The organism is Methyloparacoccus sp. NF-16 (genome assembly GCF_056880625.1).
This window is the reverse complement of record NZ_CP174130.1, coordinates 2,317,348-2,334,208: the sequence shown is the minus strand read 5'-3', so window position 1 is coordinate 2,334,208 and position 16,861 is coordinate 2,317,348. Positions and strand designations below refer to the sequence as shown.

Genomic DNA, 16,861 nt, shown 5'->3' with positions numbered 1-16,861 from the left:
GCGTGGGGTTATGAGGACGCTGAAATCGATCGCGCAACGAATTTCTACTATAGTAGAAATTATCAACTTCAAACAGGAGCATGGCCATGCGTCTTCTGGTGCTGGGTGCTGGCGGGATCGGAGGCTATTTCGGCGGGCGTCTGGCTGCGGCCGGCGTGGACGTGCGTTTCCTGGTCCGGCCGAGACGCGCCGCCCAACTCACCGAGACCGGGCTCGTCGTCAAGAGCCCTTTGGGTGATCTGACCGTTCCCGTGAATACAGTCGTCGAGGCACCGCCGTCCGTGGATGCCGTGCTGGTGGCCTGCAAGGCCTACGATCTTGAGGGCGCGATGGCTGCCATCGCGCCCGCCATCGGCCCCTCGACATGCATCGTTCCGCTGCTCAATGGGGTGCGGCATCTGGATCACCTGGATGCGCGCTTCGGCGCCGAGCGCGTTCTGGGCGGCCTGTGCCACATCGGTGTTGCGCTCGGCCCGGCCGGTGAAATCCAGCATCTCAACACGCTGCAGCGCCTCGCCCTCGGTGCACGCACCGACAGCCAGCAGGACGCGGCGCAGGCGCTGCATGGATTGATGGAGCGCGGCGGTTTCGCACCGGTGTTGAGCCAGGACATCCTGCAGGAGATGTGGGAGAAGTTCGTATTCCTCACGACCTATGCCGGCATGACCACGCTGATGCGCGCGCCCGTTGGCGCAATCGTGCAGGCACAAGATGGCGAAGCGCTGATGCGCCAGATGCTCGGCGAATGCGTGGCGACCGCCGCCGCCTCAGGGTACATCCCCTCGCAGGACGCCTATGCCCGCATGTTCACGACGTTGTCCGAGCGCGGGTCCACCGGCACCGCATCGATGCTGCGCGATCTGCAACGTGGTGGCCCCACCGAGCATGAGCACATCATTGGGGACATGCTGCGTCGTGCGCATGAAGCTCGACTGGATGCTCCGCTGCTGAGGGTGAGCCTTGCACACATGCAGGCCTACGAGGCGACCCGCATGGCCCATGGCGGTGGATGAGGCCCTGTCTTCCACTTCCCGGATCGATGTCACCGTCTGGATGGCCCAAAAAAGGAACGGCCCCCGGAGGAGCCGTTGAAGTGAAGCAGTGAGGGTCAGCACACCAACTGTCGTGCCAGCGCGACTTCCACCGAGTCTCCGTCCTGATTCAGGACATCGAGCCCGGACTCCGGCACGTCGCCCGACGTGCTCTGCGACACCATGATCTTCCGGGCCATCAGCCCCAGGCAGGTCATTTGCGAGGAGTTGGCGTAGCCGAGGTAGATCACGCGCACCGGCTGCTTCTGGCCGATGCGCCAGGAGCGCCGGGCGGCCTGTTGCAGCGAATACACGTTGTAGCCCGACTGGAGGAACACGATGGTCGGGAACTCCAGCAGGTCCAAGCCGGTTTTCACCAGCTCGGGATTGGTGATGAGCACGTCGATGCCACGATCCAACTGCTCGGCGATCCAGTCCTCGCGGCGGGAGGCATCCACGCTCGCGCGCAGTACCGCCACCTTGAAGCCTTCCTGCTCCAGCAGCACCTTCAAACGCGACGTGGTGTCGCGCGTGCCGGTATAGACCGAATAGACCAGGGTCTTGCGACCTTCTGCCTTCTCCCGCTTGCAGATCTCGATCAGTTCGCGCTCCTTGGGCATCACCTCCAACTCGTTGAACTGAGCCGGTACGAACGCCAAGGTGTTGCGCGTGCGTGGATGCACCACGGTTTCCGACCGGAAGCACGTGTCTGGCCAGGCCAGCAGAACGTTGAGGACCACACCGAGCAGCGTCGTGTCGCGCTTCGCCAGGGCCTGCTTCAGCTCCTGGGTCAGCCGACCCGCCAGATCGCGGTAGGCCGCGGCCTGCGCCGTGTCCATCGCGACTTCGCGGAACTCCTCGTCGTAGGGCGGAAGCACGTTGCCACCGATGTCCTTCAACTTGAGAAAGACCGTGAACGGCAGCACGCAACGCAGCACGCCCTTCGGGCCGAAGCCCGGCGCCTTGACCGTGCGCACAGATACCTTGGTGCCCTTGGCCGTCTTGTGCGCCGTGCCGGTGCTCTCGGAATAGATGTCCTTCAAGACACCGTGATCACGCATGAACGCCATCGCTGCCGACGTCATGCTGCCGCTCTTCGTCGGCCGGTAGCCGTCTTCGATCATCCGCCCCGGCAGGGCTCGGAACAGCAGGTGGAACAGGTCGTCGCCGTAGCCGCCCATCAGCGTGCCGGTGAGCAGCAGCGTCTTGCGCGCCTTGGCCGCCAACACCCCCATGGCTTGGCCTTGGGCGGAACCGCCGTTCTTGTACTCGTGCGCCTCGTCGGCGATGAGCAGGTCGAACGTGCCTTGGGGAAGCTGCCTCTTGATGAACTCGGACGGCTGGTAGCCGCCCTCGCCGAAGCCGAACTCCATGTTGGCCATCGCACGTTCCATGCGATGGGCTTGCCGGTCCGAGAAGACCAGCTCGCCGTTGCCATCCATCAGGTTGATGAACTCGTGGATGTTGTCCCCGAGCATCGACGCGAGGAAGGCGTCACCGAACTTCTGCATCAGCTTCTGCGCTGTCACTTCGCCAATGGTTGGAATACGCTTCAGTGCCTTGAGCACGGTCGAAGACTGGTCGCTGGCGGACAGGCCTCTGGGACGGATCAAGGACCACAGAGGTGCATGGCAGTGGCTGCACTTGCGGCGGAACTCCTCGGCTTCCAGCTCGGCCGGGTTGATCGGCTCGCCGTCGAGGTCGGTGATGACATGCCCGCAATCCGGGCACGCCGCCACGTCGCCGTGAAGCGTGCGTCGGCGAACGAAGACAGGTTTCCAGTGGAACCCCATCCGCATCCGCACGCGGCCCAGGACGAAGAACTCCTGGCCCTGGGCCGGCACGTCCAACTGCTCGCGCAGTTTCAGCAGCTTGACCAGCGTGTCCGGGCCGTTGAGCACCCAGACCTTGGCACCTGCCACCGTCTCCTGGATCTCGCGCCGCCACTTGTAAACCAGGTGGGGTGGCGAGAGCACCAGGGTGCGGCGGTAGCCTTCGGCGTTGAGCACGGCGGCGGTGGCAATACCCACCGTCGTCTTGCCGCAGCCCATCTCGCCATTGACGATCGCGGCGCGTTCGCCACGATCGACCAACAGCTCGGTGACGGCATGGACCACATCGGCTTGCGCCGGGAACAGCTTGCGCTTGAGCGCGGCGAGTATCAGTTGCCGATGCACCCGCGCCTGGCCGGTGTAGACCGGAGGATTGGCGCGGTTGAGCGAATCGAGCAACTCGTCGCCGAACTCCGATACGAAGTCCTGCAGGCTGAGCGTGAGGGGTGAAGCGGCCGTTTCGAGCAGGTCGCCCTGCACAGCGGTTTCGGGAACGGTTTCGAGATCGAGGGACATGGTGATGCTCCAAGGCAATGGGGCATGCACCCCCCCACGGGGCGGTGACATGCCCCTGGGTGGGAAGAAAGACGCGGCAAAGAAAACTGTAGGTGCCGCTGGATGCGGATCAGTATTCGCTGGGCAGCAGCAGCGTGGTGACGCTGCGATCCCATTCGGTGATGATCCAAAGCTTCAGGTCGCGCGTGACCTGGTAGGACGAGAACAGGCGATCCTCGCCGGACTTCAGCGCGGCGTCGTTCTGCCGCCGATCGCTGTCGTCCAGGTCGCCCCAATCGCCATGAAGATGGCGGCACAGGTACGGCGAGGGGTTGAGCCGGCCCTGTCGGACCAACTCGTCGACGCCGGCGGTCATGACCACTTGCCCGGGCGAAAAGCGGGCTTGTGATGCGAGGTTGAGGATTGCGAGTGCCATGGTGGTTTCTCCTTGTGGACGAAGGGGCCACGGCACCCCCATCGGGGCAACGTGACCCCGGTGGGTGGATGAAAGCGACGGCGAACCGTCAGGGAACAGCGATCAGCGGATGGTCAGCACCTCGCCCCGCGTGGCGGAGCCCGGCGTCAGATCCCATGCACGAATGACCGGCACGAACTTGTCGGTGAGGATGCGCGTCTCGGCCACGGAGCCGTCGTCGCGTTCGGTGTATTCCGTCTGGAGGGTCTTCTCCTTGTGGGTATCACCTTTGACGACGAGCACGCGCCCGCTCTTGGACTTCACCACGCCGGAGATCGCGCCTGCGGCCAGGGCCAGGGCGAGATGCCAGTGCGACAAGGCCCGCGCGGGCGGACGCAGCGATTGCTGCGCGGCGCCCAGGTGGGTATCGAGCGCCGGCCAGAGTCCTTGTAGCCGGCCGACTTCATCGGCGAACTGCTCGGGCTCCATCGTCACGCGATAGAAGTGCTCCGGCTCGGCCGGGCTGGCAGGGACGGTGTACGGCAGGAACGGCCATTCGAGCGGCAGTTCCTCGGCCTCGGCGTCGCCCTGTCCGATCTGCAGCAGCAGACCGCGCACGGCCTTGACCGACTCCGACGCCTGGTCGCGCTGGCGAATCCGACGGCCGAAGATCACCACCTGCTTGAACTGCGTCTCCACCGCACGGTAGATACGCAGGTCGGCGAAGTGGCGCGTCAGCCATCCGACCAGCTCGGCGTCGAGCACGTAGGACGGCACGATGAAGACCAGCACGCCACCGTACTGCAGCAGCGGCAGCGCGCGCTGATAGAACAGCTTTTCCAGCCGCGCACGGCCCTGGCCCTGATAGCCGATGTTGCCGTTCACGTCCTTGCTTAGGTCGCCATACGGCGGGTTCAGCCACAGCAGCCCGAAGGACTGGCGCGAGATCAGCGTGTCCATCAGGTCACCGTGGATGCAGCGATCGACCAGTTGCCGTGCGTGGCGGGCACGCTCGGCGTCGTACTCGACGGCGAAGGCCTGGACCTGCTCGCGCCCGAGGGCGTGGGCGGCTTCGGCAATCGCCACGCCTTCGCCGGCGCAGGGATCGAGGATGGACATGGCGCCGGGAGACGGCGCCAGTGCGGACAAGGCCCGCTCCAATGTCGGCTCGTCGGTGGGGAAGTATCCGTTACGTATGAAGTTGCGCGCCAGGCGCGGAAACATGAGTGCCATGGATTTCTCCTGGTGATGGATGAATGAAGGCGGGCACGCGCGGCGCGCATGCCCGTGGGGATGGCTCACGCCACACGCCACACGCCGAAGCGGTGCGTTCGCGGCCAGTTCGTACTGCGTGGCGCCGAGGGTGCCGTTGCGGATCAGCTCGCCCAACGCCTTCGTCAGCGCCGGGACATCGAGGGCCAGCCGATGGCCTTCCAGCGGCCCGAGGGCCAAGGGAAGACCGGTCAGCATCCGTCGTGTCTGCAACAGCTCCAGCACGGTGTCGCGCCAGTGGTCGAGCAGTGGCAGCGGGCAGGTGTCCTGCACCAGCGTCCACAGCCGGTCGAGCCGACGGGCGGAATCCCTGGGCAGAAGCGCCAGCGCGCTGGCGTTGGCCTTGTCTGGCTTCACGCAGCGACGATCGAACAGCCACACATTCGTCAGCGAACCGAACAGCGTTCGCCGATAGGCGCGGGTGATGCGCTTCTCCAGGTTCTCGACGTTGCCGACGAAGACCGGGATGGATGCGCCCTGCTCGGTGATGAGGTGGAACTGGTCCAGCCCCTGTTCGTCCCGGCCGAGGGTCAGACGGGCGAGGAACTCCTGAACGGCGGTGTCGCGCGCCCAGATCGAGAGAAAGACGAGATTGCCCTGCTCGTCACCGACGCAAGCGTCGGCCATGAGGTCGGGGCATTCGTCGATGCGGTACAGCGGTTTCGCGGAAGAAGGTGCGGGCATGGTGATGTCCTCTTGGAGATGAAGGAGCGACCACAGCCCGCGGGGCCATGCTCGCCCTGGGTGGGTGAAGGAAGATGCGTGCCGCTAGACGGCACGCCCCGCGTGGAAGCGGCGAACCCGCTCGCGCCACTCGGGGCTTTGCACCGGCGCCATGTCGAGATAGCGCAGCGGGCACGAGTAGTAGTACGGATGCACGGACTCATCGAGGGACTTGTAGCCCCAATCGCCGCCCGCGCTTTCCAGCAGATGGCAGCCGATGTAGCAGGCGGACTCACCGGCCGCGAGGCCCATGACGCCCGCCTGCCTGGCGGTGACGCGAACCACGGTCCACAGAACGTCGCCGTCCAGTGTGTGGTCGATGACTTCGCAGCAAGCGCGTTCGGACGCCTGCGGAGCGAGCAGTTCGCGGATCAACTGATCGCGCGTCTGACGAATGAAGGTCCAGCCCATGAGGGTCTCCTTGAAGAAAAGGCCGGAGCCCTCCCCGTCGGGGGAGAACCCCGGCGGGTGGCGGAATGCCGCGCGAGGCGGCGGATGGATCAGGCAGCCTTGAGGTGCCAGTCCTGGGACAACGGGGCGAACTCGTAGCCCAGCTTGTCGAGACGGTCGCGCTGCTGACGCAGCACACGACGATCCACGGTCGCATCGAGCTTCACGGTCTCGCCCAGGGGCCACAAAGCACCGAACAGCGCCGCGTCGTCTGCCTCGGCCGAGGTTGCAGCGGACACGGGGGCCGGTTCGCTGCCGAACGGCGTGGTATCGACCAGGGGATCGCGCGGACTGCGCGGCTTCGCCTTCGGCTTGGCCGGGGGCGTTGCCGGCGCGGGCGCCTGCGCTTCCTCGTCGATCGGATCGACTTCCTGCGGACTCAGCCGGCGGGCCTCGTCGCGGCTCAGGGCGTCGATGTTGGACAGCGTCATCCCGCCCAGATGGGCGCGGATCTCGATGACCATGCGGCCGTTGGCGTTGTACGTGGAGGGGCGAATCTCGACGATGACGAAATCACCGTCGTACTTGCCCTCGCGGTACTGATCGAGTTCGGCGTTCTTCACGACGAACTCGCCGATCGAGGTCGCCAGGCGGCCGACGTTGAAGTCGCCGTTCCTGCCGTGGATGGTCTTGATGGCCAGTTGGCCGGGGATGGTGATCATGAAGGTCTCCTGCTGACGAAGAGAAGACAAGGCCCCGGGGATGGGGCCTTGCGGATCAGAACGACTCGGCAACGGCCAGTGCGGGGGCATCGGCTGCGTCGTCGGCAGCATCGGCAACGGGCTCGGAAGGCTCCGGTGCCGAGGCTTGCTGCGCAGCGGGCGCGTCGGACGTCACAGGGACTTCCGGCTCCCGCTCGTCGGTCTCGGTCGGCTTGGGTTCGGACTTGTAGACGAGCTTGCCGTCGACCTTGATCCAACTGACGAACAGCAGGCGGGCCTTGAGGCTCACCCCCTGCTCGCCGGCACGCTTCCCCTTGGAGTAGGTAAAGGTGTCGGTCCACAGGTCGCCCAGGCGGAAGCCGATCATCACCTTCTTCTCGGCGTCGACCGCCTGGATGCAGCGGCGCACCAGGTGCTGCGCTTCCGACCCCGATACGCGCGTGTCGAAACGCACATACGAGACGTCATCGCTGGGACCGTTCAGGGCCGCGATGTCGCAGGCCAGGAACGCATCGCCTTTCTTGGGCTTCACTTCGCGGATGCGATTGAGATACCCGAGGCCGGTGATGTGCAGATCGAAGTAGGATTTTTCGTTGGAAGTGGTCATGGTGAATCTCCTGGGAACAATGAGGCGGAGACACACCCGACCCAAGGCGGGGAAGGTGTGGAACCCCCGCGTGGGTTGATGGAACAGTTTGATGGCATCGCCATCGAGAACCGATGGCTGTTCGCGCATGGATGCCGGTGCGAACTGGTGTGATCAACGCGGTCGGAACCGCGTCGTCGTCTTGAAGATCGTGACGACCTGGGCATGTTGCTGACGCAAGTCAGCGGAACATGGCAGTGAGCGTGGCGTCAGGGTGGTGTGCAGGCGAGCGGCAATCGGAATTTGCGCCCATCCGCATTCCTGCCGCGTGGCCCCTCCCAAGATCAGGGGGACGTATGAGGCCGGCAGCATCTGGGCAAGCTTTGTTGCTGGCATGATCCTGATGCTTGGGGGGTGTGCAGGCGGTTTTCTTCTATGCGGCACTGTCCCCTGTCTTCGTTGACGCTTCCGTTCTGATGGCCTTCGATGCAAGCCTCATCGCCGCAATCACCGTCGTCGCCGTGGGCGGCGTCGCGTACGCGGTGGCTGCACGTGCGGTCGTTTCCGCTTCCAAGGATTTGCCTTTCAAGCGGCCAGTTCTCGTAATGACAAGCACGTCGATGATCGGAGCGGGTGGGTATCTGCTGGCCAAGGGCGCTTGACCGGCTCGACACCGCGTTCCATCAAGAAGAAGAGCCCCACGCGGGGGCTCAGAAGGGGACTACTCGTTTTCGTACAGCGCCAATCCTTCGAGGATCGGCGCATCGGCGTCGAACACCAACATGCGTACGTCTGCCAGCGCGGCCAGGTGCAGCACCTCGACCAGACATTCGGGCATGCCTTTCCTGCGGTGTTCCTCCCGCAGGCTCGCAGCGGTGATGCCTTCAAGCTGTTGCAGGTTGTCATCCGTCCATGGGGTGGCGATCAGCTTCACGCCAATTGCCGGGGAGTACGGGATGCGAAAGGCGATGAACAGGAAGCGCGTCGGCGTAGCGATGTCCGCCAGTTCGGCCAGGTAGCGGCTGGCCTCATCCGTGAGGTGGCCGCTGCTGATCTCCCAGGCCCGGCTGTAGTAGCCGGTCTCGAATTTCAGGCGCCTCACCACCTCGCGGGCGGCTTCCTCGCTGTAGGTGTCGCCCACGTGGAGCGGCTGGCCAGCTTCTTCGGCCATCACGGCGTAGACCACCGTGCGGACGATGCCGTGGCTGCGGCATTGCGCATCCAACTCGGGTGGCACGTCCTGGCCCTCGGTGATCAGCGCGAAGTCATCGCAGAAGATGCAGGCATGGCGCTCGACCTGGCTGTCCGGCAGGTGCGACTGCGAGACGTGCAGCGGCAGATAACTCAGCGGGCAGTCGTCGTCGTGGGAAATCGCCAGCAGCCGCTGCACGGACAGGCCATCGTAGCTGCGGACGAAGGGATTGTTGGAATGGGACATGAATATCTCCAGCAAGGGATGGCCGAGGCGATCCCCTGCTGGGGATTGAACCCCAGCGCGTGAGTGAAGTGGCAGCCGGTCAGCCGGCTTCGGCGAAAGTCAGTGGATGGTGTGGTGTCGGGACATGGCCGCTCCTGTGAAGAAGGAGGGACATGGCCCCGAGCGGGGACGCATACCCCTCGTGGAATGGGAGGAAAGGATGGAGGTGTGCCGGGCGTGGCTCACCAGCCGCAGTAGTGCAGCATCAGGTCGGCGATGACCTTGCGCCGCTCTAGATCGAGGCCGCCGAAGTCGGACAGGCCCTCGAAGCCGCACTGCTTGAGCATCGCGCCGCCCTCGCGGGCGTTGTAGAAGCTGACCATCGCGGACAGGAACATCCGCTGGCCGCTGCTCAGGACGCCGAGGGCCTCGTTGAGCATCAGCAGGTTCGGGCGCAGATCCCATTTGGTGGTGGCACGCTGCAAACCCTCGGGGGTGCCGTCGCCGAACCATTCCGCACCGGCGATGTGGACGCCGCGCTTCCACGCCTCGAAGAAGGCTTGGGGTGCGGCCGCGAAGTGCTGGTGTTCCAGCTCGATCTGATCAAGTACCTCTTGAGGCAGGGCACGGTTCATGACGGGGGCTCCTGGTGGTTGGACATCACGGGTTGAGGCGCTGCTGCCAGCGGCCCGTTTGCAGGGCGTGCTCGGCGGCGTGGTGCGAGCGGAAGTAGCTGATCGACTCGCGCGAGACGGGACCATCCGCATCGGCGGTGCCGATGTAGTGGCCGGCTGCGCTGCAGAGCACCTGCAGGGGCAGGCGCTTGCCGACGTAGGCCAGGGCCTGGTAGCCAATGGATTCGGCCCGGGCCTGTTCAGCACTCAAAGGTGCCGATGCGAACGCAAGGGACATGGGTTTCTCCTGGTGGTTGAAGACCGGGAGCACCACGCCCTGTCGGGAGCGGAGACCTCCCGAAGGTTGAACATCGAAAGCACCCGCGTCGTGGCGACGCGCGTCCGCGGTGGTCGGTGCGAGGCGGACTGGATCGGTCAACGCGGCGAGGCGCGTTGCAGCCTTGAAGACCGGGGCTGCCAGGGCATGGTGCTGACGACCGTCAGCGACACATGCGGGAAGGATGGAAGCGCGGCGGCGCAACGTCGCCGATCAAACGGAACCGCCCGCCGTCCGGTTTGCCCCGAGTGCTGGTGCAGGAACCGATGCACGATCCGTCTGCCCACGACAAAGGCGCCGAAGCCCCGCAGGGCTTCGGCGGGAGAGGAATCAATCCACCTGTGGGCTGCAAGCAGGCCAGGCCGTCGTCAAGGCCATTCGCTGCGTCAGCAATCTCACCCGGCCCGTTTCGTGGCTGGGGCCGGCATCCTCTGGCGTGCATCCACACACAAAGGGAACCCGTTGTTTCACCGGCGGGCACCGGCACCGAATACCGTCGACCGCAAGCGGTCTCCTGGCACCTCGCAGCCTTGCGGGCCAAGGCGTCAGGAGACCGCTCGTGGATGTACGGAACAACCTGGATCAACGGAACCGCGTTGCGCGCGATTCGACGGAGCAATGACCTTCTCGCCCTGCCAGCCGTGAGGCCTGTGCAGGACGCGCACACCGTTGCAGAAGGGAACGCGCGCTGGGGAGTCCCGCGGGGCGCGGGAGGTTTGCCCCGCCGTCGGCAAGATCCGGCGTGGCAGCGGGAGACGTGGGCGTCAGTTCGCCCTGGGGCGCCGACGCGGTGTGCTGGAGGTGCGGCTGGATGCGCCGCGCTTGTTTGCCGGGGCATCTTCGACCGGCTGCGTACCCTTGCAGTCCGGGTAATGGCTGCACGACCAGAACGCGCCGCTCTTGCCGCTGCGCTGGCGCATCGGTGTGCCGCATTGCGGGCAGTTCGGCGCGGGCGGCAGCTTGAGGTCCAGGGTCGCGCCGCGGTACTGCTGCACGATCTGGGCGACCCAGCTAGATTGCTTGGTGATGAAGGTGTCCAGCGTCATCTGGCCGGCCTCGATCATGTCCAGTGCCTGCTCCCACACCGCCGTGGTCCCCGGGTCGGCAATGGCGGCCGGCACGGCGTCGATCAACGTGAAGGCCGCATCCGATGCACGGATGGCGCGGCCTTTCTTCAGGAGATAGCCGCGGGCCAGCAGCCCGCTGATGATGTTGCCGCGCGTCGCCTCGGTGCCGATGCCGGTGGTGTCCTTCAGCTTCTGCTTCAGGCGCGGGTCGGTCACGAGCTTGGCGACGCCCTTCATGGCCTTGACCAGTTCGCCCTGTGTGTAGGGCTTGGGCGGAAGCGTCTTCAGCGCCTTCAGTTCGACCTGGCCGACCTGACAGGCATCGCCAGCCTTCAACGGCGGCAACACTTGGCTGCGCTGTGCATCGTCCCGGTCCGTGTCGTCAAGGGTCGGCGCAGCCAGCACCTGGCGCCATCCGGCCATCGCGATCTGCTTGCCGCCCGCCACCAGCGACTGCCCGCCGCACATGAGCTGCGCCACCGTCCGGTCGAACTCGTGATGCGGCAGGAACTGCGCGAGGTAGTGCGCACGGATCAGCCGGTAGACGGCCAGTTCCTTGTCGCTCATCGCCGAAAGGTTCGCGGGCTCCAGCGTGGGGATGATGCCGTGGTGCGCCGTGACCTTGTCGTCGTTCCAGGCCCGCGAACGCTGCTGGCGGTCCAGGCGGTCGATCAGCGGCCGCAGAGAGGGATCGGTCTTGGCCAGGCTGTCGAGCACCGCCGGCACCTCGGCCAGCATGCTCTCGGGCAGGTAGCCCGAATCCGATCGCGGATAGGTCGTTGCCTTGTGCGTTTCGTACAACGCCTGGGCAATGTCCAGCGTCTCCTGCACGTCCAGGCCAAACTGCATGGAACACACTTCCTGCAAGGTGCCGAGGTCGAACGGCAGCGGCGGGCCTTCGCGCACGCGCTCGGTCTCCACCGACAGCAGCTGGGCGGTGCCGGCCGCGCGCAGACGCTCCGCCGCCTGCTGCGCCAGAGGCTGCTGCAGGCAACGGCCGGCGTCATCGGTGCTGCCCTGGGGTGGCGTCCAGCTTGCGACGAAGGACTGGCCTGCATGCGAGAGGGCAACCTCGATGGCCCAGAACGGAACGCAGACAAAGCGCGCGATCTCGCGATCACGATCGACGACCAACTTCAGCGTTGGCGTCTGCACGCGCCCCACCGACAGCACGCCGGTATAGCCGGCCTGACGCCCGAGCAGGGTGAACAGCCGGCTCAGGTTCATGCCGATCAGCCAGTCGGCGCGCGATCGGGCGAGTGCGGAGAAATACAGTGGCAGCGTCTCGGCGGACGGTTTGAGCGCGCCCAGCGCCTTGCGGATCGATGCATCGTTGAGCGCCGACAGCCACAGGCGCTGAATCGGCCCGCGGTATCCGCATAGCTCGATGATCTCGCGGGCGATCATCTCGCCCTCGCGGTCCGCGTCGGTCGCGATCACCAGTTCGCCTGCCTTGGCGACGAGTTGCAGCACGATCTTGAACTGCGCAGCGGTCGCCGCCTTGGGCTCGACACGCCAACGCTCGGGAAGAATGGGCAGTTGCTCGATGGCCCAGCGCTTGTATTGTTCGCCGTAGCCTTCGGGCGGAACCGCCTCGACCAGATGACCGATGCACCAGGTCACGACGACACCGGCACCGCTGTAGCAGCCGTTGCCGCGTTGGCCAGCGCCCAGCGCACGGGCGATGTCCTTGCCCTGGGACGGCTTCTCGCACAGGAACACGCGCATGAAGCCTCCTTGGAAATGTGCGGTTCATCGGATGGGCGTCAGCTTGGCGGGGCCAGGAGATGCCGGCAGCAAGGAAGCCGATTGATGCAGACACCGCTTTGTGATCGGCAGGCGGTCCGTTGCCGCAGCGGTGCGCATAGACCGCCGGCGCTGGCGCAGCAAGCGCGTCGTTTCGGGAGGGCGGCTGGAACTCCGTGGATGACCTTGGAGCTATCCCCTGGGGATAGCTCGCTGGTGCATCGCGGGCGCATGACGGTTGCTACAGCCGCCCTCGGGGAAACGGCGATGGGCGAATTACTGTCCGCCGGCGGGCTTGGCGCTCAGCGCCACCGACTCGATGCGGTACGGCAGGATGCCCACGCGCCGGGCCTCGACCTTGAACGTGACGCGCTCGTTCTCGTCGGCGTCCTCCCATTCGTCGCGCACGGTGCGGCCCTCGACCAGCACCCGCATGCCTTTCTGGTACAGCGTCTTCCAGTGCTCGGCGTCGCGGTGCCACAGCTCCACGGGCGCCCAGAAGCCGCCGCGATCTTCGTACTCGCCGTCCTTCTTCGGGATCGGGTTGTCGAAGTAGACGTTCAGGCGAAGCAGCCGGCGCGGCTCGTCGTTGCCGTTCGGAAATTCGCGGTAGTCCGGCGCAGAACCGATGTTGCCCTCGCCGACGAAGTGCGTGCTCATGGTGACTCCTTGGTGGTGGGTGGAGCGGACGCGGTATGCCCGTGGACGCGCCGCAGGTAAGCCGCTTCGGCCTGCGCGGCCTTGTTGGCGCATTCCAGGGCTTGGCGAGCGATGCTGTGGGTCAGGCTGATCTGCATGTTCAGCACGATGCGCTGCAGTTCGATCGCGTACAGCTCGTCGATCAGCGAGGCCGGCGTCGCGGGGTTGGCCAGCAGGGCCTCCCACAACGCCACGCCCATGGAGGAACGGTCCAGGTTGCGCCAGCGCAGGAAGGTCGTCCCTGCGCCAGTGGCTTGCTGGGCCAGCTGCACGTCGAGCAGGCTGAAGGGGTAGGCGCGCGCCTGGGGCAGCACTCGCCGCTGCGCCAGGCCAATCACGTCGTCGCGCAGCGCTGCGCACTGGCTGGCCCAGGTCTCCAGACGCCCCTTACCCTTAAAAGGCTGTAAAAGGCCTTTTAGGTAGCCTGCGTGTTCCAGCCGCTGGAAGTCCGCCTGTTCCAGTGCCACGAAGCGCGTGGAGTGGCTGATGGGGGGCGATGCGGTCATGCGCCAGCCCCCTTGTCGCCCGCCGCGCCATCGGCTGCGCCGTCCGTGGGAACTGGCGCATCGGGCTCGATGGCAGGCGCAACAGGCGGTGTGCCGGGCTTGGTTGTCCGCCGCGCGATCGGTGGCGCGAAGCGCGAGCGGCGCGTGCCTTCCAACACGTCCTGCGGCAGCTCGCCGAACTTCTCCAATGCCGCTCTCGCCGCGGCGTTCTTCGCCGCGAAGTCGTCGCGTGTCGTCCCCGAGTAGCGGTACTGCTGGGCCAGCGAGAACAGGCTGCGCAACGCGTGCGCACCATCATTGAGCCAGCGCTCCAGGGTGCTGCGGTCGATCAGCGCCGTGTGGTGCGCCAGGATGAGTTTGCGTGCCAAGTCATCGTAGTCAGTCAGCAAGTACACCGCCATGAAGCCGAGCTGTGCGTTGACGAACAGCGGCAGCTTCACCGGCTGCACGTTCATGTTCTCGCCCAGCGACAGCGCCGGGGGTACATCGGCCAGCGCCTGGTCCACCTGCTCGCTCAGCGCCTGCAGGCGGGTCTTGGTATCGGCCAGCTTGTCCTCGACCCTGAGCATCCACCAGTCGCTGTAGGGGTCGTCCTGCTCCGAACCCCGCTTCATCTTGTTCATCGCGCTGATGAAGCCGTTGAGGCCGATGATGCCGGGGCGTCCTTCCGCTGGCGCTCGGCCATGCCAGATGCGCGAGGCGTGGTGCGTGTGCAGCGTCAGCGACATCGCGCTGCGCAGCGATCCGAGATTCAGTTGCAGGGGTTCGTTTGCCATGTGGGCGACTCGCGTAGGGGAACGGAGTCGCCAGCATCGGCATCGGCCGGAAGGCCGTCAGTCAAGAAACCGCATCCAAGGCCCGCCCGGTTTGTTCGCCGGAAAGCTCCCTGTCCCAGCTATCCCCTGGGGATAGCCTCGCGGCGGGTAGCGACGCCAAGCGCCGCCTGCTGTCCCAACTGTGCAATGAAACCTTCGAGCTGGCCGTCGGCGACATCGGCATGGCGGCCGGCGGCGATGTCGGCCCAGCCCATGCAGGCTGCTTCCTGCAGCGCCTTGAGTTTGGCTGCTTCAGGCTCCTTGGCATTCATGGCAAATCTCCTGTGAGGAAAACCGCCTTCACTCCCGTGTCGGCGGCCACTGCTGCGCGGCGTGCAACACGCGCAGGATGGACACCGCGCGAGTGTCTTCCATGTAGACCACCACATAGTTCGAGCGCACGACCATTTCCCGCGTGCCGGCCACGCGGCCTGGCCGGTAGAGCTTCGGGCGCTCCGGCAGCTTCGCGGCCTTGGCCTCGATGTCGTCCTTCAACCGCTGCGCGGCATCGGGGTTGTCGTCCGAGATGTAGTCAACAATCGCCAGCAGGTCGGCGCGGGCAGCTTCGCGCCACTCAAGTACGCGCACGCCGCTTCCTGTCGATCAGGGCCTGCGCCTCGTCCATGACCTGCTGGTGCGGCACCGGCGGCCGTGTGTCGGCCAGCGCCTCCTGGACCTTCGCCCGGAACCAGGCATCGTAGGCCTCCGGATCGGCCGTGAGGCCAGCCGGTAGTGCGCCTTCCTTGACCACACGGGTCAGCAGGATGCGTACGGCGTCCGAAACGGTGAGGCCGACCCCTGCGAGCTTCTCGGCAGCATCGGCCTTGAGCTTGTCGTCCACACGGATGTGCAGCATCGAAGTCTGTGCGGCCATCGTTGCTTCTCCTGTTATGCATTAGCCCTATTTTGTATCTCAATTGAGACCTTGACAAGGGTGTGGCCGGATTGCCCCGCCGGAAGGCTCCCTGTCCCAGCTATCCCCTGGGGATAGCTCGGCCGGTCACGGGTCGCGCAGGGCCGCACGCAGCCGCGCCAGGTGGGCGCGCGCCACTTCGGGGGATACCGGCGGTGCCGATGGCACCGGTGCCGGCGCGGGTGGACGGGAAGCAGGCGGCACCGTGGCGCTGTCGCCCGCCCAGGCCTTGAACTCCCCTCGGATTGCCTTCTGGATGATGCCGAACAGGTAGCCAGCCGGGTTGCGCACCGAGCTGTTGCAGCAGCGCGCCTCCCATTCGTCCAGCACCGCCTGTCGCTGGGCTTCGTCCACCTGCCGCAAGGCCACCAGCGCGCCGGACTGCTGCTCGTGCTTCAAGCGCTGGAAGCGGTCTGGCAGCCGCAGGTTCTGCAGGGCCCTCGCGCGCGGTACTGTACGTACTTCATTTATACGATCATTACGTACTGTACGGTCCTCCTTCGGAATCCGAAGAGAGCCGTCCGGCGCGGGTTTCGGCCCCGCTTCGGATTCCGAAGACGGGCGCGCAGCATTCCGAAGAAGGGCTTCCTGGCCTTCTTCGGATTCGTGGTCGGCACCCTCCTGTGGATAACCTGGCGTCGTCCAGCCATGCCGCGCCATGCGCTGCGCCAGCACCTGCAAGCGGGTCGGCAGCGTGCGGCCGCTGAGCAGTGGGTCTTCGGCAATCTCCTTGAGCGTGTTCATGCCCACGATCTGCACCGCCTTGGCGGCATGGGTCAGCGCCTGGCTGACCAGGCCGAGGTAGTCGGCATCGAGCTGCATCGCCTCAAAGGGCGACAGCGGTTCGTCGTGCAGCACGTACAGGTTGCCTTGAATGCGGCCGGTCTTCGGGTCGCGCCGTCGTCGCACGAGGCTCAGCCAGCGCGTCAGCCGCAACAGCGTCAGGGCGCGCGCCACGGTCTCGTGCGAGGCCTGTGCCGCGCAGGGCATCGAGGCCAGGTAGGGGCGCAATTGGTCGTAGGTGGGAAAGGCGGTCACGCCGTCGTCGTTGAGCTGCAGGCGGAACACCTGCCAGGCGTTGCGCTCCAGCGGCGTCAGGCGTCGGTCGAGGAACAGCCTGCGCGGCACGCTCTCATGGCGGTTGCCGCTGTAGAGAAACCCGTCCTGGCTTGGCGCCGTGCCCTGCGCAGGTTCCTGCGGATCAAGGTGCCGCAGCGCCTCGTCGAACACCGCCGACAGCGCAACCGGGCCTTCGCGCCGTGGTGCGCCGGCCGTGGTCAT

19 protein-coding genes are annotated in these 16,861 nt (G+C 65.9%); 2 read left to right on the top strand and 17 right to left on the bottom strand.

The features are described from left to right. The first annotated feature begins 86 nt into the window (after positions 1–86). Positions 87–1,013, top strand: coding sequence for a 2-dehydropantoate 2-reductase (gene panE / locus ACH5N8_RS11115; RefSeq protein ID WP_483281359.1), 927 nt, complete (start codon positions 87–89; stop codon positions 1,011–1,013). A 95-nt stretch (positions 1,014–1,108) separates the two neighbouring features. On the opposite strand, the gene ACH5N8_RS11110 is transcribed toward panE, so the two are convergent. The 6 genes from ACH5N8_RS11110 to ACH5N8_RS11085 all read right to left on the bottom strand — a co-directional run bounded on the left by ACH5N8_RS11110 (position 1,109) and on the right by ACH5N8_RS11085 (position 7,487). Continuing rightward, a complete protein-coding gene (locus tag ACH5N8_RS11110; RefSeq protein ID WP_483281358.1) occupies positions 1,109–3,379 on the bottom strand; it encodes a helicase-related protein in 2,271 nt (756 codons plus the stop codon). Positions 3,380–3,488: 109 nt separating this feature from the next. Further along, positions 3,489–3,794, bottom strand: coding sequence for a hypothetical protein (locus tag ACH5N8_RS11105; RefSeq protein ID WP_483281357.1), 306 nt, complete (start codon positions 3,792–3,794; stop codon positions 3,489–3,491). Between the two features lie 102 nt (positions 3,795–3,896). Then, positions 3,897–5,729 carry a DUF6094 domain-containing protein gene (locus ACH5N8_RS11100; RefSeq protein ID WP_483281356.1) on the bottom strand — a complete coding sequence of 611 codons (1,833 nt, stop codon included), beginning with the start codon at positions 5,727–5,729 and terminating at the stop codon, positions 3,897–3,899. A gap of 84 nt (positions 5,730–5,813) precedes the next feature. Continuing rightward, a complete protein-coding gene (locus tag ACH5N8_RS11095; RefSeq protein WP_483281355.1) occupies positions 5,814–6,179 on the bottom strand; it encodes a hypothetical protein in 366 nt (121 codons plus the stop codon). 89 nt (positions 6,180–6,268) lie between these two features. Then, a complete protein-coding gene (locus ACH5N8_RS11090) occupies positions 6,269–6,880 on the bottom strand; it encodes a DUF3275 family protein (protein ID WP_483281354.1) in 612 nt (203 codons plus the stop codon). A 55-nt stretch (positions 6,881–6,935) separates the two neighbouring features. Then, positions 6,936–7,487, bottom strand: a complete 552-nt coding sequence (locus ACH5N8_RS11085; protein ID WP_483281353.1) for an STY4534 family ICE replication protein — start codon at positions 7,485–7,487, stop codon at positions 6,936–6,938. Positions 7,488–7,882: 395 nt separating this feature from the next. Here ACH5N8_RS11085 and ACH5N8_RS11080 point away from each other — a divergent pair, with 395 nt between their 5' ends. After that, the gene (locus ACH5N8_RS11080) at positions 7,883–8,128 is read left to right on the top strand and encodes a hypothetical protein (RefSeq protein WP_483281352.1); all 246 of its coding nucleotides are present in this window, start codon (positions 7,883–7,885) and stop codon (positions 8,126–8,128) included. Between the two features lie 59 nt (positions 8,129–8,187). Here the strand turns inward: ACH5N8_RS11080 and ACH5N8_RS11075 are convergent, their stop codons facing one another. The 11 genes from ACH5N8_RS11075 to ACH5N8_RS11025 form a co-directional block, all read right to left on the bottom strand. Next, a complete protein-coding gene (locus ACH5N8_RS11075; protein ID WP_483281351.1) occupies positions 8,188–8,904 on the bottom strand; it encodes a DUF5983 family protein in 717 nt (238 codons plus the stop codon). Positions 8,905–9,125: 221 nt separating this feature from the next. Further along, on the bottom strand, positions 9,126–9,518 hold the full coding sequence (locus ACH5N8_RS11070; protein WP_231522038.1) for a hypothetical protein: 393 nt from the start codon (positions 9,516–9,518) through the stop codon (positions 9,126–9,128). 25 nt (positions 9,519–9,543) lie between these two features. After that, positions 9,544–9,795 carry a hypothetical protein gene (locus tag ACH5N8_RS11065; protein WP_277887586.1) on the bottom strand — a complete coding sequence of 84 codons (252 nt, stop codon included), beginning with the start codon at positions 9,793–9,795 and terminating at the stop codon, positions 9,544–9,546. 803 nt (positions 9,796–10,598) lie between these two features. Then, the gene (locus ACH5N8_RS11060; protein WP_483281350.1) at positions 10,599–12,629 is read right to left on the bottom strand and encodes a DNA topoisomerase III; all 2,031 of its coding nucleotides are present in this window, start codon (positions 12,627–12,629) and stop codon (positions 10,599–10,601) included. 294 nt (positions 12,630–12,923) lie between these two features. Then, positions 12,924–13,307 carry a single-stranded DNA-binding protein gene (locus ACH5N8_RS11055; protein ID WP_004362284.1) on the bottom strand — a complete coding sequence of 128 codons (384 nt, stop codon included), beginning with the start codon at positions 13,305–13,307 and terminating at the stop codon, positions 12,924–12,926. After that, complete coding sequence (locus ACH5N8_RS11050) at positions 13,304–13,852, bottom strand: DUF3158 family protein (RefSeq protein ID WP_231522034.1); 549 nt, start codon at positions 13,850–13,852, stop codon at positions 13,304–13,306. Before ACH5N8_RS11050 ends, ACH5N8_RS11055 begins: the two co-directional genes overlap by 4 nt. Then, a complete protein-coding gene (locus ACH5N8_RS11045) occupies positions 13,849–14,628 on the bottom strand; it encodes a PFL_4669 family integrating conjugative element protein (protein ID WP_483281349.1) in 780 nt (259 codons plus the stop codon). The genes ACH5N8_RS11050 and ACH5N8_RS11045 overlap by 4 nt, the downstream gene beginning before the upstream one ends. 119 nt (positions 14,629–14,747) lie before the next feature. Next, positions 14,748–14,939: a hypothetical protein gene (locus tag ACH5N8_RS11040; protein WP_231522032.1), complete on the bottom strand. Its 192-nt coding sequence runs from the start codon at positions 14,937–14,939 to the stop codon at positions 14,748–14,750. Positions 14,940–14,967: 28 nt separating this feature from the next. Further along, positions 14,968–15,255: a type II toxin-antitoxin system RelE/ParE family toxin gene (locus ACH5N8_RS11035; protein WP_483281348.1), complete on the bottom strand. Its 288-nt coding sequence runs from the start codon at positions 15,253–15,255 to the stop codon at positions 14,968–14,970. Further along, complete coding sequence (relB, locus tag ACH5N8_RS11030) at positions 15,242–15,541, bottom strand: type II toxin-antitoxin system RelB family antitoxin (protein ID WP_009618210.1); 300 nt, start codon at positions 15,539–15,541, stop codon at positions 15,242–15,244. Before relB ends, ACH5N8_RS11035 begins: the two co-directional genes overlap by 14 nt. A 126-nt stretch (positions 15,542–15,667) precedes the next feature. After that, on the bottom strand, positions 15,668–16,861 hold the full coding sequence (locus ACH5N8_RS11025) for an STY4528 family pathogenicity island replication protein (protein WP_483281347.1): 1,194 nt from the start codon (positions 16,859–16,861) through the stop codon (positions 15,668–15,670).